Annotated in this window: 19 protein-coding genes and 1 tRNA gene; 9 read left to right on the top strand and 11 right to left on the bottom strand. The window is 49.1% G+C overall.

Going from position 1 to position 20597, the window contains the following annotated elements; all coding sequences use genetic code 11:
* Window positions 1–22 precede the first annotated feature (22 nt).
* The gene (locus tag MD588_RS23575; protein WP_265700296.1) at window positions 23–1249 is read right to left on the bottom strand and encodes a DUF2066 domain-containing protein; all 1227 of its coding nucleotides are present in this window, start codon (window positions 1247–1249) and stop codon (window positions 23–25) included.
* A gap of 323 nt (window positions 1250–1572) precedes the next feature.
* Between MD588_RS23575 and MD588_RS23570 the strand changes: the two genes are divergently transcribed.
* Window positions 1573–2823 (top strand): uracil-xanthine permease family protein, encoded by a 1251-nt coding sequence (locus tag MD588_RS23570; RefSeq protein ID WP_265700295.1) that lies wholly within the window; start codon window positions 1573–1575, stop codon window positions 2821–2823.
* 135 nt (window positions 2824–2958) lie between these two features.
* On the opposite strand, the gene upp is transcribed toward MD588_RS23570, so the two are convergent.
* On the bottom strand, window positions 2959–3585 hold the full coding sequence (gene upp, locus MD588_RS23565) for a uracil phosphoribosyltransferase (RefSeq protein ID WP_265700294.1): 627 nt from the start codon (window positions 3583–3585) through the stop codon (window positions 2959–2961).
* A 196-nt stretch (window positions 3586–3781) separates the two neighbouring features.
* Here upp and purM point away from each other — a divergent pair, with 196 nt between their 5' ends.
* On the top strand, window positions 3782–4822 hold the full coding sequence (gene purM / locus MD588_RS23560; protein ID WP_265700293.1) for a phosphoribosylformylglycinamidine cyclo-ligase: 1041 nt from the start codon (window positions 3782–3784) through the stop codon (window positions 4820–4822).
* A gap of 4 nt (window positions 4823–4826) precedes the next feature.
* Complete coding sequence (gene purN, locus MD588_RS23555; protein WP_265700291.1) at window positions 4827–5468, top strand: phosphoribosylglycinamide formyltransferase; 642 nt, start codon at window positions 4827–4829, stop codon at window positions 5466–5468.
* A gap of 86 nt (window positions 5469–5554) precedes the next feature.
* Here purN and MD588_RS23550 read toward each other — a convergent pair whose 3' ends face one another.
* The 3 genes from MD588_RS23550 to dauA all read right to left on the bottom strand — a co-directional run bounded on the left by MD588_RS23550 (window position 5555) and on the right by dauA (window position 8758).
* Window positions 5555–6334, bottom strand: a complete 780-nt coding sequence (locus MD588_RS23550) for a class II glutamine amidotransferase (protein ID WP_265700290.1) — start codon at window positions 6332–6334, stop codon at window positions 5555–5557.
* 53 nt (window positions 6335–6387) lie between these two features.
* Window positions 6388–6969, bottom strand: coding sequence for a D-sedoheptulose 7-phosphate isomerase (gene lpcA, locus MD588_RS23545; RefSeq protein WP_265700288.1), 582 nt, complete (start codon window positions 6967–6969; stop codon window positions 6388–6390).
* A gap of 70 nt (window positions 6970–7039) precedes the next feature.
* On the bottom strand, window positions 7040–8758 hold the full coding sequence (gene dauA / locus MD588_RS23540) for a C4-dicarboxylic acid transporter DauA (protein WP_265700287.1): 1719 nt from the start codon (window positions 8756–8758) through the stop codon (window positions 7040–7042).
* Between the two features lie 430 nt (window positions 8759–9188).
* On the opposite strand from dauA, the gene fadE reads away from it, so the two are divergent.
* On the top strand, window positions 9189–11639 hold the full coding sequence (gene fadE / locus MD588_RS23535; protein WP_265700285.1) for an acyl-CoA dehydrogenase FadE: 2451 nt from the start codon (window positions 9189–9191) through the stop codon (window positions 11637–11639).
* 201 nt (window positions 11640–11840) lie between these two features.
* Here the strand turns inward: fadE and MD588_RS23530 are convergent, their stop codons facing one another.
* Window positions 11841–13082, bottom strand: coding sequence for a TIGR03503 family protein (locus tag MD588_RS23530; protein ID WP_265700283.1), 1242 nt, complete (start codon window positions 13080–13082; stop codon window positions 11841–11843).
* A gap of 7 nt (window positions 13083–13089) precedes the next feature.
* Window positions 13090–13821: a DNA polymerase III subunit epsilon gene (gene dnaQ / locus MD588_RS23525; protein ID WP_265700282.1), complete on the bottom strand. Its 732-nt coding sequence runs from the start codon at window positions 13819–13821 to the stop codon at window positions 13090–13092.
* A gap of 51 nt (window positions 13822–13872) precedes the next feature.
* Here dnaQ and rnhA point away from each other — a divergent pair, with 51 nt between their 5' ends.
* A complete protein-coding gene (gene rnhA / locus MD588_RS23520; protein ID WP_265700281.1) occupies window positions 13873–14334 on the top strand; it encodes a ribonuclease HI in 462 nt (153 codons plus the stop codon).
* A 47-nt stretch (window positions 14335–14381) separates the two neighbouring features.
* Here the strand turns inward: rnhA and MD588_RS23515 are convergent, their stop codons facing one another.
* Complete coding sequence (locus MD588_RS23515) at window positions 14382–15116, bottom strand: class I SAM-dependent methyltransferase (RefSeq protein ID WP_265700279.1); 735 nt, start codon at window positions 15114–15116, stop codon at window positions 14382–14384.
* 40 nt (window positions 15117–15156) lie between these two features.
* Between MD588_RS23515 and gloB the strand changes: the two genes are divergently transcribed.
* From gloB to MD588_RS23500, 3 genes are all read left to right on the top strand, one after another.
* A complete protein-coding gene (gene gloB, locus MD588_RS23510; RefSeq protein ID WP_265700278.1) occupies window positions 15157–15915 on the top strand; it encodes a hydroxyacylglutathione hydrolase in 759 nt (252 codons plus the stop codon).
* Window positions 15916–15985: 70 nt separating this feature from the next.
* Window positions 15986–17563: a lytic transglycosylase gene (locus tag MD588_RS23505; RefSeq protein ID WP_265700277.1), complete on the top strand. Its 1578-nt coding sequence runs from the start codon at window positions 15986–15988 to the stop codon at window positions 17561–17563.
* Entirely contained in the window at window positions 17560–18249 is a 690-nt protein-coding gene (locus tag MD588_RS23500; protein WP_265700276.1) for a Yip1 family protein, read from the top strand. Before MD588_RS23505 ends, MD588_RS23500 begins: the two co-directional genes overlap by 4 nt.
* Here the strand turns inward: MD588_RS23500 and MD588_RS23495 are convergent.
* The gene (locus tag MD588_RS23495) at window positions 18236–19081 is read right to left on the bottom strand and encodes an endonuclease/exonuclease/phosphatase family protein (RefSeq protein ID WP_265700275.1); all 846 of its coding nucleotides are present in this window, start codon (window positions 19079–19081) and stop codon (window positions 18236–18238) included. The genes MD588_RS23500 and MD588_RS23495 overlap by 14 nt on opposite strands.
* Window positions 19082–19170: 89 nt before the next feature.
* On the bottom strand, window positions 19171–19506 hold the full coding sequence (locus MD588_RS23490) for a DUF1904 domain-containing protein (RefSeq protein ID WP_265700273.1): 336 nt from the start codon (window positions 19504–19506) through the stop codon (window positions 19171–19173).
* Window positions 19507–19906: 400 nt separating this feature from the next.
* On the opposite strand from MD588_RS23490, the gene MD588_RS23485 reads away from it, so the two are divergent.
* Complete coding sequence (locus MD588_RS23485) at window positions 19907–20242, top strand: hypothetical protein (RefSeq protein ID WP_265700271.1); 336 nt, start codon at window positions 19907–19909, stop codon at window positions 20240–20242.
* Between the two features lie 245 nt (window positions 20243–20487).
* Here MD588_RS23485 and MD588_RS23480 read toward each other — a convergent pair.
* Window positions 20488–20564 (bottom strand) — tRNA-Trp (locus MD588_RS23480).
* Window positions 20565–20597: the final 33 nt, after the last annotated feature.

Raw genomic sequence — 20597 nt, 5'->3', positions numbered from 1 at the left:
TATCCAGCTGTTACCAAAGTGATTAAGGATGCCAGCTATACTGGTTGCTTTGGCTCTGGGCCGGTTCGATAGTTGCGCTCACATCGACGGCCTGCTGTTCCTGCAGCCCTGACAGCTGCTCCGGAGCCTGTTCAGGAACCTGTCCAGAAACTTGCTCAGTCGTCATTTCCTGTCCTTCAGCCTGATACAGCCCCTCATTCACCGCACCACTGTCAGCAGAAGCCAAAACAGAATAATCGGTAACAGTATTCTGCGACAGACGGCGATCCTGGCCCAATTCACGTTTAAAAGCCGATTCAGAGCTTAGCAAGTTGATACCAAAAAACACTTTATTGCCCTGTAGCTTACTCGCATTAGCAGAAGCAACCGACGTCATGTTGGTCAGCATTCGCTCAAGAGCAAAGAAATCTTCTGTCGACTGGATGTTGTCAACCTGGATAGCAAAATGACCTTCACTGGCACCGCCTAACTGCACGGCATATTTTTCGGCAAGAAAATCAGCAACCTGGTTCATCATATCAGTGAGCGCCTGGGCAGATCCCCCAGCAGAGCGGCCTTCCGCAGGTGCGGTTCGGGAGGTGGTCAGATACTCTGGTTTATCCGCAAATAACTGCCAACCCAGCTGGACAGTTTCATCTGCCTGTTGGCGAACCCGTACCACAAGAATGGCATCAGGCTGATAACGTGCACTGGCACTTGCAATCGGCTGAACAAATCCACCCCACAAATCCGGAATATTTATTGCCGTGACATCTTCAAAATCACCAATAGGCATTAATACCGGCACCCCACGGGAGTCTGCAGCACTCTTTAGCTGCGGGTCAAAGGCATTACCGGACTGATCCCAGACAATATCACGGCTTCGGTTGGCTTCATTCACCATCCACACCAGTACGTTCGGACGCTGCTCCCCCCATAAGGTGGAGCTAGCCTGAGTCAATAGATTGCGAATCCTCGCACGGTCAAAGGTGAGCTCCAGCGTCTGCTGTCCATCCAGGCTACCGTAGCCAAACTGGCTGATGTACGGGCTGTTATTCGCCACAGCCTTACGTATAACTTCATTTTGAGTAATCGCGCTCTGACCCGATACTTTAATCAATACCTGCTCAAGCGCTTCCTCTCGGGCTTTTTTTTCCGACTGTTTATCCGTATCTGGCAGTACCACCTGTGCCTGATACAAGTTGGTTACGGTTGCAGCTTTTAGCGGCAAAGCTAATAAAGCAAAAATTAGTAGAGCAAAACGCAACATAGAAAACTCATTCATCACTTAGTTAATGCCCGATCATAAAATGATCAAGCCAGTATCGGCAACAGCTACTGCCACAAAAATCCAGACTATCTGAAATTTGTCCATTTAACTATTGCTTCCTTACCACAAGGTTGGCCGCGCTTTCTCTATCCCTCCTTTCGAGAGAAGCCCAAAAATGTAAGCGTTACAAAATAAATCGATACAGATCACAAAAAACAAACCAATTTATTGCAAATTTGTTTTTCAACAGAATCGAGTTAGGCAACCGATTACATCCATGCTAGGATTGCGCGATTTTTTTTCAGACAGGGTGGAATACAATAATGATGCAGGTACTGCAAGGCGCACAGATGCTATTCGTCGCATTTGGTGCGTTGGTTCTGGTTCCTTTACTGACAGGGCTAGATCCTAGCGTTGCGCTCTTCGGAGCAGGTATTGGTACTCTCCTCTTTCAAGTCATCACCAAACGTTCCGTTCCTATCTTCCTCGCTTCCTCATTCGCCTTTATTGCTCCAATCATGTACGGCGTCCAAACCTGGGGCATTGCTGCCACTATGGGTGGTCTAATGATGGCGGGTGTCGTTTATGTCTGCATGGGGGCTGTCATCAAGGTACGTGGTGTGGGCATTATCCACAAACTGCTTCCTCCTGTTGTGGTCGGCCCTGTGATTATGGTGATTGGCCTAGGCCTTGCGCCTGCCGCGGTTAATATGGCTTTGGGTAAAACCGGGGATGGTGCGGTTCAGTTGGTTAATGGTGATGCCGCACTTTGGATTTCAAGCATCTCTCTGCTTGTGACGATTGCACTGAGCGTATTTGCCAAAGGCTTCCTGAAGCTAGTTCCTATTATGGGCGGTATAGTTGCTGGTTATTCCGTAAGCCTGGGTTTTGGTGTTGTCGACTTCACTCCGGTTGCCCAAGCGAGTTGGCTTGCTATACCAAACTTCACATTCCCAGAGTTCAATATCAACGCGGTTCTGTTCATGATCCCTGTTGCGATTGCTCCGGCGGTCGAGCATGTGGGGGATATGCTGGCAATCTCGAACGTAACTGGTAAGGACTACCTGAAAAAGCCTGGCCTACACCGTACAATGGCCGGTGACGGGGTAGCGACCATTGCGGCTTCTATGTTCGGTGCGCCACCTAATACCACCTACTCAGAGGTAACAGGTGCCGTCATGCTAACCAAGGCATTTAACCCTGTCATTATGACTTGGGGGGCGATCACTGCGCTAGTATTGGCTTTCGTTGGTAAGCTTGGTGCAATGCTACAGACCATCCCGGTACCAGTGATGGGCGGGATCATGATCCTGCTGTTCGGCTCTATCGCGACCGTCGGCCTCAATACTCTTATCAAAAACCAAGTTGACCTTCACAAAGCCCGTAACCTGGTCATTGTTGCCGTTACGCTGGTATTCGGTATTGGCGGTATGGCATTCGGCATCGGTGAATTCAGCCTACAGGGCGTCAGCCTATGTGGTATTGTTGCCATCCTGCTGAACCTGATCCTGCCTGACGACCTCGGTGAGAACCATGTTGTCGATAATGCTCAGATGGAAGACACAGCTAACTAATTAGACCTATCAAAAGTCGCGATCCCCAAAAACGCCGAGGACCATCCAGTCCTCGGCGTTTTTTTCACTACTTTATTTTATGCAGGAATAAAAAAGCCGGACTGAGTCCGGCTTTTTATCAAGAAGGTGAATGACTTACTTCGTACCGAAGATCTTGTCACCAGCATCGCCCAGACCTGGAACGATGTAGCCTTTGTCATTTAGTTTCTCATCGATAGCAGCTGTGTATAGCTCTACATCTGGGTGTGCTTTTTCCAGGGCTTCAATACCTTCCGGTGCAGCAACAAGTACCAATACCTTAAATTGCTTACAACCCTGCTCTTTTAGCAGATCCAGTGTCGCGATCATTGAGCCACCAGTCGCCAGCATCGGGTCAACAACCAAAGCAATACGCTCATCGATGTTTGATGCCAGTTTGTTGAAGTATGGAACTGGCTCTAGCGTTTCTTCGTCACGGTAGATACCCACAACGCTGATACGTGCACTTGGCATATGCTCAAGAACACCGTCCATCATACCAAGGCCAGCACGCAGAATTGGCACAACGGTAACTTTCTTACCTTTGACTTGGTCAATTTCAACTGGACCATTCCAGCCTTCAATGGTAACTTTTTCTGTTTCGAAGTCTGAAGTCGCTTCATATGTCAGCAGGCTACCTACTTCCGTTGCCAACTCACGGAAGCGCTTAGTGCTGATGTCGCCTTCACGCATAAGACCGATCTTATGTTTAACCAGTGGGTGTTTAACCTCAACGACTTTCATTTCTGACTCCTAAGCAAACAAAATTTAAAAAAATCGCATCATTATACACTAGACCATTACGCCTCTGATAGAGGGATAGGTATCGTTTGCTCAGGAAATATTCAGCAAGAATTATTGACGCAAACGTTTTCCTTTCCGCCCTGACTGCTGTTATCATACCCCCGCTTTTTTACTTTAATGCGGTGAGGGATCTCTTGTGAGCGGCAATAACTCTTCTCTTAGTTACAAAGATGCAGGTGTTGATATTGATGCGGGTAATGCATTGGTTGATCGTATTAAAGGGGTGGTAAAACGCACCCACCGCCCGGAAGTGATGGGCGGTATTGGTGGTTTCGGGGCGCTTTGCTCGCTACCAACCAAGTATAAAGAGCCAGTATTAGTTTCTGGTACAGACGGCGTGGGCACCAAACTGCGTTTAGCAATGGATTTGAACAAGCACGATACCATTGGTATCGATCTTGTCGCGATGTGTGTGAACGATTTGATTGTTCAAGGTGGAGAGCCTTTGTTCTTCCTCGACTACTACGCGACAGGAAAGCTGGAGGTTGACACCGCTGCCGCTGTTGTCGCGGGGATCGGTGAAGGCTGTGTCCAATCAGGCTGTGCCCTGATTGGCGGTGAAACCGCTGAAATGCCAGGGATGTACCACGGCGAAGACTATGACGTTGCAGGCTTCTGTGTCGGTGTTGTAGAAAAAGCTGACATCATTGACGGCAGCAAAGTTAAAGCTGGTGACGCGCTTGTGGCTGTAGGGTCAAGCGGACCGCACTCAAACGGTTTCTCTCTGATCCGTAAGATCCTCGAAGTCTCTCAAGCAGACCTAAACCAGGAGCTTGAAGGCAAGCCATTGGCCGATCACTTGCTTGAGCCAACCAAAATTTATGTCAAATCCACTCTGAAGATGATGGAAAGCTGTGATGTTCACGCTATTTCGCATATCACCGGCGGTGGTTTCTGGGAAAATATTCCTCGTGTACTACCAGAAGGGGCAAAAGCAATCGTTGACGGTAGCAGCTGGGAGTGGCCTATTGTCTTCAACTGGCTGCAAGAAGCGGGCAATGTTGAGACATATGAAATGTACCGTACCTTCAACTGTGGCGTAGGCCTGGTTATTGCCCTGCCGCAAGAACAGGCAGCACAAGCGATTGAAATCCTAAAAGCCGAGGGCGAAAACGCCTGGCTGCTAGGTGAAATTGCGACGGCCGAAACGGGTGAAGAGCAGGTGGAGATTAAGTGAGTCGATGAAAAACATCGTAGTCCTGATTTCTGGCAGCGGCTCTAACCTTCAAGCCATGATTGATGCCTGCCAAGACGGCACCGTCGCTAATGCAAGAATTGCAGCTGTCGTGTCAAACAAAGCTGATGCCTATGGGCTTGAACGAGCTCGCCAGGCCGGTATTGATACCGTACACCTTGCAGCCGCTGGTTACAGTGATCGTGACACTTACGACCGAGCCATGGCTGAGTGCATCGATGCCTATCAGCCGGATCTTGTTATCCTCGCCGGTTTCATGCGTATCCTCAGTGGCGAGTTCGTGCGCCACTATCAGGGACGCATGCTCAATGTACACCCGTCGCTGCTGCCTAAGTATACAGGTTTACATACCCACCAGCGTGCTATCGACGCTGGCGATAAGGAGCACGGCACCAGTGTTCACTTTGTAACTGAAGAACTAGATGGTGGCCCGGTGATCCTGCAGGCGAAGGTACCTATCTTTGATAGTGATACTGTTGAAGACGTCACGGCACGTGTGCAGCAACAGGAGCACCGTATCTACCCACTGGTAGCAAACTGGTTCTTGCAGGGGAGGCTAAACATGGCAGATGAAAATGCGATCTTTGATGGCAAGGAGCTTCCACCTCACGGCTATGCGGCTGAATAAACAAAGCTCAACTAAAAAACGCGACCAACAGGTCGCGTTTTTTATTCTCAACACAGAAATGCAGAACCGTTGAGGTAGATACCAATTTACAAGATGCGGTTATGAATTAACTCACCGAAATGAAATACCCCAAACTCACCCTGTTGCATTTTGTGCCAGTTCTCATCATTGGTCAGCGGCTGAGTCGCAATCACCGTCACCACATCATTGGGCGTCGTTTCCTTCTGGAAATCAATCGTCACATCTTCGTCTATCAAAGATGCCTGCCCAAACGGCGCACGACGGGTGATCCAATGCAAGTTATTGGTACAGTAGGTCAACACATACTCACCATTACTCAGCAGCATATTGTATACACCTAGCTGACGTAACTTATCACAGCAACTGGCTACATAATCATACACTGGTGCTAAATCATCAGGTAATACCGGGAATTTAGCTTCAAGCTGGTTGAGCAGCCAACAAAAAGCCATTTCGCTATCGGTATCACCGACGGGTTTAAAGCGACCGGTATCTAATGCTTCATAGTCAGTCAGCTGGCCGTTATGAGCGAAGGTCCAATAGCGTCCCCACAGCTCACGGGTAAACGGGTGGGTATTTTCCAGACTGACCCCACCACGATTGGCCTGCCGGATATGGCTAACGACCGCACAGCTTTTGATCGGGTATTCCTGCACCAGCTCGGCAATACGCGATCGGCAGCTCGGGTTAGGATCTTTAAAGGTCCGAAAGCCCCGTCCTTCATAAAAGGTGATCCCCCAGCCGTCGCTATGCGGACCGGTCTTTCCACCCCGCTGCATCAGGCCAGTAAAACTAAAACAAATATCGGTTGGCACATTGGCACTCATGCCAAGCAATTCACACATAGTCCTTTATGCCCTCTGTTACTGTATTGAAGTACTTACTAACAATAATAGTGTTAGCTCGAGGCCATCTCTTTCTCAACCAGCATAATTAAAATATGGATAATTTTAATATGCACTTCCTGGATACGGTCGGCAAAGCCAAAATGCGGAACGCGAATTTCGACATCAGCCAAACCAGCCATCTTACCGCCGTCCTTACCTGTCAGGGCAATAGTTTTCATACCTTTGGCTTTTGCAGCATCGATTGCTTTCAGAATATTGCCTGAGTTACCCGAAGTCGACAGGCCGAACAAAACATCACCCTGCGCACCAACAGCTTCCAGATAGCGCGAGAATACATGGTCATAGCCGAAGTCATTACTCACACATGAAAGGTGGCTCGGATCTGAAATAGCAATACCAGGGTAGCCCGGACGGTTTTCGCGGTAGCGTCCTGTCAGCTCTTCGGCAAAATGCATCGCATCACAGTGTGAGCCACCGTTACCACATGACAGTACCTTGCCGCCCTGCTTAAACGACTCTGCCAGTACTTTGGCAGCAGCTTCAATATCTGCAATGTTTTTTTCATCACTCAAAAAACGGTTCAGTACTTCTGCAGCTTCATTTAGTTCTGCGCGAATCAAATCTTGGTACATAGGCTAATCTCTGGTTATTCATACAATATTATCGCCTAGCCGGGCATACCCGGCTAAGCATTTATGCGCCTTAGCTTGCAGTGTACAAAGAAACAGTCGAGGGTGTCGACTCCTGAGGTAGCACATTGTGATGGTTTATTGCTAAATGCTCACGTAATGACTGCGCTGATGGATAAAGGGCGATATTGTCAGCCTCTAATACCCCGGCAGTTGACAGTTTTTTCTCGACATGTTCGGCAACGCCAAGTAGGTAAACCGGATACTGACGTATACGGTCTAGCGCACTCTCGAAGGCATGAATCGCTGTGATATCAATGGTCGATACGTCACTGAAGTCCAGCACTACCGCCCGGGTATCAACAGCCGAGTGCTCAATTACATTGAAGGCCTTTTCGCTGGCGGCAAAAAACAACGGGCCGTTGATATCATACACCACCACGTCATCACCGAAGTCCTGATGCTGGTGTTCACGATTTACCACAGTCACGCTGGTTAGCGTCGCGATACGCTGGATAAACAACACTCCGGCCAGTAGCAGGCCAACCACGACGGCAATTACCATGTCAAACACGACAGTCAGCGTAAAGCATGTCAGCAAAACTGCCACATCGCGGCGCGGTGCGATCTTTAGCGTACGGACAAAGTGCGGCGCTTCCGACATATTCCAGGCTACCATGATTAACAACCCGGCCAATGCACTCATCGGAATATAGGACAGCATCGGTGCCAGCACGATCATTGCTGCCAGCACGAACAAGGCATGGGTGATCGCAGAAATTGGCGAGAAGCCACCGGCACGAATATTGGTTGCGGTACGGGCAATTGCCGCCGTGGCAGGGATTCCGCCAAAGAACGGTACCACCATATTAGCCAGCCCCTGCCCAACCAGTTCGGCATTCGGATTATGCTTGCTCCCCGTCATACCATCGGCAACCACGGCACAGAGCAAAGACTCAATACAGCCCAGCATTGCAATAGTAAAGGCCGCCGGCAACAACTCAACCACCAGCGCCCAGCTGAAGTCTGCATTTTGCCACGGCATCACCAGTTGCGGTAACACCTGCGGGATCCCCTGGCCAATCAAGTCGCCAATTTGATAGTGGAACTTCTCGCCCAGCAAACCGACGTGGGTTGCTCCCCACTGGTTCATCAAAAATGCCAACAATGTACCAGTCACCAAAGCAACCACATGAGCTGGAATGCGGTTCTTTAACCTTGCCCACAGAATAAACGTGGCGATTGTGCCAAATCCAACCATGGCATCGGCATAATTTATCGTCGGCAACGCACTGGCATAAGCCATGACTTTTTCCGGGAAATGGATCGGGCTACCTACCACTGCAAGCCCCAGCAGATCTTTGAGCTGCAAAAAGGCAATCACCAGGCCAATACCCGCCGTAAAACCGGTGGTCACCGGGTAAGGCACATAGGCAACCAATTGACCTAGCCGTAGTAGCCCCATCAACAACAAGATCACTCCCGACATCAACGTCGCCAGCATCAGCCCTGACAAACCATACTGCTGGGTAATTGGCAACAAAATGACCACAAATGCCGCTGTCGGCCCGGTGATATTAAACCGTGAACCACCAAACAACGCCGCCAGCAAACCAGCAACAATAACGGTGTACAAGCCATGCTGCGGCGGTACGCCCACAGCAATCGCCAAGGCCATCCCCAACGGGATCGCGACAACACCAACAGTAACCCCGGCAACAATATCAGAACGCAGTTTCGAGAAAGAATAACCTTCCCGCCACGCTTGCTTCAAAGCATGAAATAACAACACGACAAACCCCTGCACTTGCGTGCAAAAGAAAAATTTTAAGGAAAAAGCTGTCATCCCGAGAAAGGGATCCGGCGGGCATGTGTCAGTCGGAGTTCGGGAAAGGCAACAGGTGGCTCCATGAGCCATCCACATAATAAATAGACGCTATTGTCAACGTCAAAATAGCGTGAACAGCATCACAACAAACACAATCTTAATTGTATGACATTTTTTCGCAAGCACATTTTTTCAACTCGCTGATCTTGATCAATCCCTTCTGTAACAAGGGGTAAACCGACATTTCTGCGTAACCCGGCCCTTTCAGAAGGGAAAATTATTTTACATTTTGTTAAAAAACAAATTACACTTATCACAAGTGGTAAGACCTCTTACCTTGCATAAAACGTACCCAAACAATAAAAAAATCAACGCCCCGATAAGGAGAATCGTCATGGTTACACTTGTGTACCTACTAGGGCTAATTGGTATAACCGGTGTGCTCGCCTATCACCGAGCCAACCTCAAAACGATTACCGCAACGCTTGTTGCAGTACTCGCACTAGGGTCTGTACTGGATATCGTAGGCCAATATAGCTGGCTTGCTTTCCTACTAATCGCCATCCCGCTAAACGTGATTTCACTGCGTAAAAACCTACTTAGCAAGCCGGCACTGAAAGCCTTCAAAGGCGTAATGCCGGAAATGTCGCGCACAGAGAAAGAAGCGATTGACGCCGGTACGGTATGGTGGGAAGCCGATCTATTTCGTGGGGCACCTGACTGGAACAAGCTGCATGACATTCCGGCGCCACGTCTGAGCGCAGAAGAAAAAGCCTTCCTTGACGGGCCTGTCAACGAAGTCTGCCGTATGGTCAATGACTTCCAGGTTACCCATGAACTGGCAGATCTTCCTCCGGAAGTCTGGCAGTATCTAAAAGATCACAAATTCTTTGCCATGATCATCAAGAAAAAATACGGTGGTCTGGAATTTTCGGCCTATGCGCAATCACTGGTACTGCAAAAGCTAACTGGTGTCTCTGGCGTCCTGTCTTCAACGGTCGGCGTACCTAATTCTCTCGGCCCGGGAGAGCTGTTGCAACACTACGGTACCCAAGCACAAAAAGACCATTACCTACCTCGCCTTGCCGAAGGCAAGGAAATTCCCTGCTTCGCACTAACCAGCCCTGAAGCCGGCTCTGATGCAGGCTCAATCCCTGATTTCGGTATCGTGAAAAAAGGCATGTGGCAAGGGGAAGAAGTACTAGGGATGGAGCTGACCTGGAACAAGCGATACATCACCCTCGCCCCCATTGCTACCGTACTGGGAATGGCATTTAAACTGTTCGACCCCGACCACCTCCTCAGTGACGAAGAGGAACTTGGCATTACCTGTGCGTTGATCCCAACCGATACCGACGGTGTTGATATCGGCCGTCGCCACTTCCCGCTCAACGTCCCATTCCAGAACGGCCCGACCCAGGGTGAAAAAGTCTTTGTCCCTATCGATTTCATCATCGGGGGCAAGGAAATGGCAGGCCAAGGCTGGCGTATGCTGGTTGAGTGTCTATCGGTCGGCCGTGGTATCACCCTGCCCTCAAACTCAACCGGCGGCCTGAAAACTGCCGCAATGGCAACCGGCGCCTACGCTCGTATCCGTCGCCAGTTCAAATTACCTATCGGTAAGATGGAAGGGATTGAAGAACCATTGGCTCGTATTGCAGGTAACGCCTATGTCTTGGATTCGGCCAGCAACCTAACCGTTTCTGGTATCGATTTAGGCGAAAAGCCATCGGTCATCTCGGCTATCGTCAAATACCACTGTACCCACCGCGGCCAGCGCAGTGTCATTGATGCCATGGACATTGTCGGCGGCAAGGGAATCTGCATGGGGCCAAGCAACTTCTTGGCAAGGGGTTACCAGGGAGCGCCAATTGCCGTTACGGTGGAAGGGGCAAACATACTGACCCGCTCTATGATCATCTTTGGCCAGGGTGCCATCCGCTGTCATCCTTATGTACTAGAAGAAATGGATGCTGCCTATAACGACGATGCCGAGAAAGCACTAAACGGCTTCGACAATGCTCTGTTCGGCCACGTAGGCTTTGTGATCAGCAATATGGTTCGCTCCTTCTGGCTGGGCCTAACCGACGGTCGAGGCTCTTCAGCTCCGCGCAAAGATCCGACAGTCCGCTACTACCAGCAACTGAATCGCTATAGTGCAAACCTCGCGTTACTTGCCGATATCTCAATGGCAGTACTGGGAGGCTCACTAAAACGAAAAGAGCGTCTATCGGCCCGTCTCGGTGACGTACTCAGCCAACTTTACCTCTCTTCGGCAACCCTTAAACGTTACACCGATGATGGCTGTAAACAGGAAGACTTACCGTTGGTTCATTGGGGACTGCAAGATTCGCTATATCAAACGCAGGAAGCCCTGGATGAGTTCCTACGCAACTTCCCGAACCGCCCTATCGCGGCTCTGCTGCGTACCCTGGTTTTCCCTCTGGGCCTAGGCCGGGTGAAGCCGACCGACAAGCTGGATCATAAAGTTGCCCGTATTATGCAGACACCTTGTGAAACCCGTAGCCGTATTGGCCGTGGCCAGTTCCTGGAAGCATGTGAAAACAATGCGGTTGGGATGATTGAACTGGCACTGAAAGATATTTTAGCCGCCGAGCCAATCTATGATCGCGTCTGCCAGGCTGCAGGCAAGAAGTTCCCGTTTATGCAGCTAGACCAAGTGGCCGCAGCGGGCCTTGAGCTCAATGCAATTAATGAAGACGAGGCCGAGCTGCTACGCCGTGCTGAAGAGGGACGCTTGCGCACTATCAACGTGGATGATTTTGACTCTGAAGAGCTGGCAGCCAAACCTTACCAGCCAGCAGAGAAAGATATCGCCGCCTAAAGACTGCATAGCCTTAACGGCCAATATGCACATAAGAAAAAGGGAAGCCCGTTGGCTTCCCTTTTATCTTTCTCTTGTAACAGTCATACCAAGCTGAATCATTCTCTGGTCTATCAGCCATGGTTGAAAAGGCTCAGAGACAAGACGCTTGATTGTAGTGTATTCATATCCATCAAAATCAAGCAACAATACCTATTCACGCTATGGCGTTGGTGCAATCAGCGTTTCTTCTTCCAACGCCTTCTTCATTTTTCGTTTGCGCCACAAGAAAGCCCCCACTACCACCAAGATAACCACCAGCCCATTAGCCCCCAGTATCACTTTTAGGGCCTTGGAGCGGGCAGCCTCCCTTTCAGCAGCCAGCCTTTCCATCTCTGCAAGTTGTGCTTTCGCTTCCTGCTGGGCTCTGAAATCTGCGAGGTTAAGATCCAACTGCAGCTCGGCCATGACAGCAAAATGGTTCTTAGGTAGCCTAAATATAAGCTCCCTTTCACTGAAGTTATCTGTCGCATACAACCAGCCAGACCATGCATAGCGCCCAGGCGCCTTCGCATTAGGTAACCGGACTTTCAAACCATCTTCATCTGAAAACGCATGTTGCTGGCTAATAATGACTTTTTCTTCAGGGGTTTCCTGCTCAATGTGAGCAGCCAGAGAACCTGGTAATAACGCCCCTTCTTCTGTCTCGACCACCACCTGATGAGGCTCGTTTTGTCCCCGTCCCTGAATAAAGCTGGCTCTCAATGGTGGCGGGTAAACCAATACCTGCTGCTCGACAGTACGCAAAAAGATACCGTTGCTAGAGCTTATCTTTACCCGGTATTTTCCTGGTTGAATATCAACCGGCAAGGCAACGGTGAAGACCCCGTCGCCCGGCACTTCATCAAATGCCATCCCGTCATCGGCAAACTCACCGAGCACAATCGGCCCCGGTCGGGCTTCTTTCGGCAAGCTGTCGATATCTTCGATAAATTCGTAAAAAATCACAGACAACTTTACGCGATCCAGAAAATCGCGCATTGTCAGCAACTCACCATTTTGGGTGAGGCGAGCTGTAAACTTGAGGGTTTCCGACTGGTAAAGCCTCGCCGGCAGATTATCAACGCTCAGTTTAAGATCCGATAACACCGTCACCTGATTTTTCGGTGTTACATTACCGATCGCCTGCCAGGGGCCTGGCATGGGTTTTTCGATCGAGATAATATCCATTCCCGGCTCATCGTACCAAGCCACATTCTCCGGATGACGCCAGGAATAGTATTTCTCGCCGTCAGGACGTACCAAGACAATCGCCCGACTATTTTCTTCCCGCTGCACGACAAACGAGACCTGCTCGACGGTCGGATCAACACGGAAGCGGTTATCCAGCCACGACATAGCCGTACTGTCTTGGGCAAAAGACAGTACCGGTAGCAACATCACCAGGAATAATAACCGCTGCATAGCACCTCTACTGACGCCACATAGAGACGTCACCTTTTTTCTCGATAATATCCAAGCGCGATTCATGCGCTTGTATTTCATCGGCCGATGCCCTGATGATCTTTAGCGCTTTTCTCCCCGAAGCAAGGCGCCGGATCGCACTTTCGGCATCAGTATCACTTTCTCCGCTACCTGCGCTAAGCGCCAGCGATGTCTGACCGCCGGTCATCATCAGATAGACGTCTGCCAGGATCTCGGCATCGAGCAAAGCGCCGTGCAGGGTACGGTGGGAGTTATCTATACCATATCGGGAGCAAAGCACATCAAGGTTGTTCCTTTTGCCCGGGAAAAGCCGCTTGGCCATATCCAGGGTATCGGTTACCTTGCAGAAGTCTTCCGTCTTGCCTATCGACGGATCAAGCTTTCTGAACTCGTAATCCATAAAGCCGATATCAAAGGGCGCGTTGTGAGCGACCAGTTCAGCCCCACGGATGAATTCCATGAACTCTTCGTGTATATCTTTATAGCTCGGCTTATCAAGTAGGAATTCGTCAGTAATACCATGAACATCAACAGCTTCCGCGTCGATTTCTCGATCCGGCTTGATGTAAACGTGAAAACTGTTACCCGTCAGTTTGCGATTGATAATTTCAACCGCACCGATTTCAATAATACGATGGCCTTCATAATGGGGGCCGGTCATATTCATACCGGTTGTTTCGGTATCGAATACGATAATGCGTTCGTTAGTGGCTTTCATAGTAGCGATTGTGTCAGACTAAAGTTTTTCCTAAAGCGAATACTACCAAATATGACGAAGCAGGTAGAAATTTTCACCGACGGTTCTTGCCTCGGTAACCCGGGGCCTGGTGGTTACGGTACTGTCATGCGCTACAAACAGCATGAAAAAGAGCTGAGTGATGGCTTTTTCATGACCACCAATAACAGAATGGAGCTACTGGCAGCCATTGTTGGTTTATCAAGCCTTAAAGAATCCTGCCACGTTGATCTCACCACTGATAGCCAGTATGTCCGCCAAGGGATCACCCAGTGGATCCATAACTGGAAAAAACGGGGCTGGAAAACGGCAGATAAAAAGCCTGTTAAAAATGCCGACCTGTGGCAGCGTCTCGATGAAGAAACCCAACGCCACCAAGTCGCTTGGCACTGGGTTAAAGGCCATGCTGGTCATCCAGAAAATGAACGTTGTGACGATCTAGCACGAACGGCAGCAGAATCTCCAAGCAAAGAAGATACTGGCTATAAAGCCTAATCCAGTAGCGATACCAAGGCACCAGATACCAATGGTGCCCTAACTTTTTACTTTTGGTTAGCTTTGGTGCGGTAATTTACCCCAAGCGGTGTTAGCTGGCGCCGTAACTTCCATGTTGGCTTAATTGGTTTGAGAGGAAAAGTCCGCTTGCGCGCAACAATCAAATACATACTGCCGACTGGCGCGCAGCAGTCAGACAGAACGCTCTCTGCCCACGCAGAGCAAGCCTGATGCCGTGTCGCCGGCAATACGGCAAAATTCTCGTGATAGACCACTTCGTAGTTCAGCACCCCCAGCCAGTCTTTCACCCGCATCGGCATAAACATCCGGCCTTTCCAGGGGTAGCGCTTATGGTTCCAGGGCAACAAGCCCCTTAATCCCAGCAGGCTTACCGGGTTATATCCACTCAGTAAGATATAACCATCATCAACCATCACCCGGTCAACTTCCCGTAGCAAACCGTGGGGATCAGGGCAATAATCAAGTTGATGGGCAAGCACACAGGCATCAAAAGACTTTTCAACAAAGGGAAGAGCCAAAGGATCAGCAATCACATTATGCAGCGGATTGAACTTATCAATGCAAATCTGATGCTGGATGTTACAATGGCCACTGGCTAACTCACAACTTAAACCACCCAGCTTTAGCATATGGTAGCCAAATAACTTCGGCCACCATTCATCAAGCTGTGCCTGTAGCAGCTCGGCTGCCCATTCACCATTGACGACTTGTGACCAGGAATGTGGTGGATCAATATGTTTTAATGTGCGGGCTGGCTTCATAAGTTATTGCTCAACACCTCAAAGGCTGGAGACAAATTACATGCTTACAGTAAAAAGCATACCTGCATTTAATGACAATTACATCTGGCTGATTCACAGTCCAGATAATCATTGCGTCGTTGTTGATCCCGGAGATGCTGCACCAGTAATCAAGGTGTTAGAAGAGCAACAGCTCACACTTGATGCAATCTTGATTACTCATCACCACCATGATCATATTGGTGGGATTAGTGAGCTCAAGCGCGCCTACCCAAACATCAATATTGTTGCTCCTTCCGCCGAACCCATTCCCGGTGTCTCCCAATCTGTCGAGGATGGCGATCAGGTCGAAATTTTTGGTGAACGTTTTATGGTATTGAGTGTTCCTGGCCATACCGCTGGGCATGTCGCCTATGTGGGTGATGAGAAGCTCTTTTGCGGCGACACCCTGTTCTCTGGAGGCTGTGGGCGCCTGTTTGAAGGCACTGCCGCACAAATGTTTGCCTCCCTACAAAAGCTTGCCGCCCTACCGGACGAGACAGAAGTCTACTGTGCCCATGAGTACACCAGCGGCAATATTGCCTTTGCACTTGTTGCCGAGCAAGATAATCCGCACCTGCAACGCTACCGCGAAGACGTCAGTAGAATGCGCGCCCAGGGTATCAGCACGATCCCGTCGACATTAAGGCAAGAAAAATTAATAAATCCGTTCTTACGCTGTGATCAGGCAAGTATCAAAAAATCTGTTGCAGATAAGGCATTTGACGACAGCGATCTAGAGACCTTCGCGGCACTACGCCGTTGGAAAGACGAATTTTGACCTGCGTCACTTGTGTCTAAGGTGGTTGGACAAGTATTATCACCAACTATTTTGGCTTTAGGCAGGTTCCATGAAATCCCGATTTTTTTTAGCGAGCGCGCTATTACTGGCTGGTTGCCAAATTACAAATACGACAAATACAGTAGAAGAACAAGCAAACACTAATAACAAAGAAAAAGGGACTCCCGCTCAGGTGCAGGCACCAACTACGCCCGCACCGAAGGAAGCGATGGAACCTGTCGTTATTGAAAAAGTGAAGGTACCTACCCCTCAGGAGCAAGAAGACGTCTGGCAACGCATCAGCATGCAGTTGACCGCCGATATTCCAGACAATAAACGGGTTAAGTACTACCGCAACTGGTACCTGCGCTATCCGGGCCACTTAAAAACAGTCGCCGAACGCGCAGAGCCGTTCCTGTTTTTCATCACTGAAGAACTTGAGAAGCGAGAGCTTCCTCTTGAGCTTGCCCTGCTTCCAATTGTAGAAAGTTCATTTGATCAGTTTGCCTACTCGCACGGGCGTGCGGCTGGCTTATGGCAAATTACGCCGCCAACAGGCCGCAGCTTTGGGTTAGAGCAAAACTGGTGGTATGACGGCCGCCGTGACGTTGTCGAGTCAACTCGCGCAGCCCTAGACTTACTTGAATACTTAAACCGTAAATTCGATGGTGACTGGTTGCATGCCCTTGCCGCCTATAACACCGGTGAAGGACGCGTTTTCCGCGCAATCCGCAATAACAAAGCCGCCGGTAAACCAACCGATTTTTGGTCACTTGATCTTCCCAAAGAAACCAGCGGCTACGTACCTAAGCTCCTTGCTGTCGCTGACGTCATCAAGAACCAGGAAAAATACGGTATCTCGATCCCAGCAATTGCCAACAAGCCGGCTGTTAAGCTAGTCGATCCTGGTACACAGATGGATCTGGCTATGGCCGCCAGTTATGCGGGTATAAAGCTAAAAGACCTTCAAAGCCTCAACCCAGCCTATAACCATTGGGCAACAGCACCTGACGGTCCGAGTCACCTGCTGCTGCCTATCGACAAAGTAGCACGCTTCAACACAAAGTTTGCTGGCAATGGCCGTCAGGGAATGAAAGTGGTCCGCTACAAGGTGAAATCAGGCGACACCTTAAGTGTATTGGCCAAAAATCATAAGACAACAACCAAGCAGATCCAGCGTGCGAACAATATGACAGGAACCAACATTCGTGTTGGCCGCCATATTCTGATCCCTGTCGCAATGAAAAATAGCGATACCATCTCTGCTCAGTTAGCGGCAAAAACCCAAAAGAGCCATGGCAGCGGCTACCGGACAACCTACGAGGTTAGATCGGGTGACAGCTTGTGGACGATTGCCCGCAGCCAAAAAGTATCTATTGATCAGATTACAAAATGGAACGGGATCAGTAAGAACAAAACCCTGCGCGTTGGGCAAAAGCTGACGCTGTGGAAGGACAGTCAAACTGGTGGGGTTATTCGCACTGTCTACTACGAAGTTCGCTCTGGCGATAACCTGAGTTCAATTGCTCAACGTTATAAAGTGAAAGTGTCGGATGTTGTGAAATGGAATCAAATCAACGGTCAGAAGTATCTGAAACCTGGCCAGAAACTGAAATTATATGTTGATGTCACTAAGGTAAGTGTATGACGCCTTCTAAAAATCCGTTCGTTGCGGTACTCGATGCTTTCCGCTCCCCAATAGACTGCTTCGCAGCAGTCCATGAGCGTCCCAAGTGGGCGATCCTGCCCTATCTCATCGCTATTCTGGGGCCATTTTTCCTCTGGGGGGCTTACTTTAACAATGTCGATATGGCCTGGCTTCAGCAGGAACTGATGGTCCAGTTTACCAATGTCGACCAGCAGGTACAGGAGTCCTGGCTGACCAAGGAAGTTCTCCTTGCCGGTGAAGTGTTCAGCGATATTACCGGGCGTACCGTGTGTATTTTTGTGCTGGCATTATGGCTAAACCTCGCCACCAAGAGCAACCAGTACAAACACAGCTTTGGCAAATGGTTGGCAGCGTCCTGTTTTATTATGCTACCAACGATGATTGGTGACTTTGCCAGCTATGTTAATCCCATGTTTAACGACAGCAATATCCTGCCTAATGCCGCTGACCTAAACAGCTTGAATGGCCTGCTGAAACTGCCACTGAATCACACATGGTCACCATTCGCCACCACAATTCCTCTGCTGGCACCATGGTATATTGCCCTGACCTATGCAGCCGTTAGTGCATGGACTGACTATGACCGAGCCAAGTCAATCATTGTTGCCGGCCTACCGTGGCTACTGACTTTGCTTGTTTGGCCAATCATGATCATTGCAGCTTAAAGCTAGCAATAATCGGGTTATGATCTGAGGCATCGGTTTTCGGTGCCTCAGCATTGATCAATTGAAGATCTCGATAATATAAGTGATCTAAAGGCTTACCCAATATTTTGACGCGCTGATCGGTTGTCAAATGTGCATCACGTAACCCCAGGCTCTCCGCAAAACTCTTCACCACTTCAATACGTGCCTGACGCCAGGTATTAAAGTCACCCGCCAAGATAATCGGCCCTGAGTGCGCATCAAGAACCACTCGTAAACTATCAAGCTGCTCCTGGTATTCCTCCAGCCCGACAGCAAAATTCACGCCATGCAAGTTGACCACGATCAGCGTACTACCATCAGATAACGCAAATTCAGATAACAATGCCGATTTAGGTAGACGTAACCAAGGTTCCATTGCCAGGTAGGCACATGTTTTCTTGGCGTTGACACTCGATAAGTTCATCACTCCCGCGGGGGTATTCATAAACTTAAAAGCATTGGCCATTCGGACTTTCCATGCCGTATCATCTAAATAATCCCGTAGATCCTCCGTCAAGCTGGCCTCTTGCAATAATACCAACTCACTGTCCTGGGAGAATGACTCCAGCGCTTCACGCCAGTTTTCTCTTTGCTGCTTATAAATGTTCCATACCGATACCGTAAATTGACCGTCCGTATCCAAAGGGTGCGCAATCGCATTTTCCAAGCAACGATAAGAAAACTGTGGCGCCAGTACATTTGCACTGACCTCGGGGGTTTCAGAAACATCAAACGACCAGTTAAATGCACTGATCCCCAACGCTCCTGCGACTACTCCCAATCCTGCAACAACTTTTGCATAGCGCGTCATCATAACTACCTTTATGGAACATTTTTTGGAACAAGAAAGCCCCTGACAACAGGGGCTGTCATAAATCAAAGAAATAATTGTTAGCGGATTTAGTAATGCTCGCCGTTATCGTAATAAGCCGTTGGTGTCAGCGCGGTAAAAATAACGGCGACATCCTGCTCGGGCTCTTCCAGCGCATTGCGAACGGCATCGGTAATATGTTGCGCTACCTGATCTTGGACTTCTTGACCGCGGTCAAACCAAAGCACCTCGACAAAAGGGTATGCAAAAGAAACCTCACCATCAAAAATGAAGGTTGTTGAAATATGCTCTAAAGTGAAATCTTCGCGAGGGCAGGCCATCAGAGGCTGAAGTTCATCCACTAATGCTGTTGATAGAGCCTTTACGGTATCAAATTCTACATCACGGAAACGAAGATGCGGCATGTTTTCTCCCAATCGATCACTCTCGAAAGCCAACAAGATACCACTGATATTATGTGCTGCGCACCTATTTATAGGATTTTATTTCCATATTCAATAGCCATTTTTGACAAAAAAAACGCTAATATTTTGAAGATAAAAAAGAATTTTGACACCTTTGCAGAGTTCACAAATCAGCCAATAACAGTGTGTTTGAGTCTATTTTCCCCTATTATCAGCGTTAAAAAACTGACAATGCTCTTTCTCATCCAGCTTCTTCAGCACCTGTACCCAAGTCGCTCCTTCTAGTCAGCAAGCTAATATATGGCAAATTACCAAGGAAAGTCTTCAACTCGATTATGTTGGCGTTTAGAGGTCTTTTTGGTAAACTATCCGACAATAAAACACCATTCAATTGAAGGCAATGAAAAGATTAATCATTATTACAGCCCTAGTGTTGTCAATGCCAAGCTGGGCATACAGTCAGAATAGCGATGAAGCAAGAATCACCAAGCTTGAACAACAAGTCCGCTTGCTCACAAAAAAAGTCAAACGTCTGGAGCAACAAATCGCTAATGACAACGACTTTAGTGACAGTGGCAAGCATATGTATCAATGTAAACTGCGTGTATTCGGCGAGCAATATACTGGACGATCAGCAAGCCGAGGTAGTGCGATTGCCAAAGTGGTCGATGAATGTACGGATAGCCAAGACGAGATGTTCTGCCGCCCAGATAGCGTGCAGTGTCATAAGTATTAATACCAATCAGCATAAGTGTTTGATCATTCTTACTTACCCTGATTGGTATAAGGACAGAGAACACCTCGATATTTTTACCGAGGCTTTCGAAGGTGGCATGGGTGAAGAGGGCCAGCCCCGGAGATTCGATGGGACTTGCCACCAAGCGGGCTGGCGAACCATGGGGACGCCTAGTTCTCCCAACATTGTTTTGCAAAAGCAACAGACGTAAAAAAGCCCCAGTCTTTCGACTGAGGCTTAGTATGTGGCAGGGGTGGAGAGATTCGAACTCCCAACACGCGGATTTGGAATCCGCTGCTCTGCCAATTGGAGCTACACCCCTGTAGTTCGTGTTTACTGAGACGACTCTCTAATA

This window comes from Photobacterium obscurum (assembly GCF_026191635.1).
In the GTDB taxonomy this organism is placed as follows: Bacteria; Pseudomonadota; Gammaproteobacteria; order Enterobacterales; family Vibrionaceae; genus Photobacterium; species Photobacterium obscurum.
The sequence above is the reverse complement of the archived record's forward strand: the minus strand, read 5'-3'. Positions and strand labels throughout refer to the sequence as shown.